This window comes from Brevundimonas sp. P7753 (assembly GCF_013386595.1).
In the GTDB taxonomy this organism is placed as follows: Bacteria; Pseudomonadota; Alphaproteobacteria; order Caulobacterales; family Caulobacteraceae; genus Brevundimonas; species Brevundimonas bullata.
On record NZ_JACARP010000269.1, the window covers coordinates 1 to 332 of the forward strand.

A 332-nucleotide genomic window follows, 5' to 3' on the forward strand; every position below is an offset into this window, starting at 1 on the left:
ACGTGAAACCGTTGGCGAGCGTGAATGCGAGTTGCGAGATCGGGTTGGCGCCCGCCTCGGCGATGTGGTAGCCCGAGATCGACACCGAGTAGAAATTGCGCACCTGGTGGTGCACGAAATATTCCTGGATATCGCCCATCACCTTGAGCGAAAACTCCGTCGAGAAGATGCAGGTGTTCTGCCCCTGGTCTTCCTTGAGGATGTCGGCCTGCACCGTGCCGCGCACGTTCTGCAGCACCCACGCGCGGATCTTTGCCTCTTCGTCCTGCGGCGGTTCGCGCTGGTTGTCAGCACGGAACCGGGCGAGATTCTGGTCGATGGCGGTGTTCATG

General features: G+C 60.5%; 1 protein-coding gene. It reads right to left on the reverse strand.

What is annotated here, in order from left to right; translation table 11 throughout:
• Positions 1–332 (reverse strand): methylmalonyl-CoA mutase family protein (locus HX774_RS19530; protein ID WP_255500569.1); only part of this gene is annotated, 332 nt, incomplete at both ends.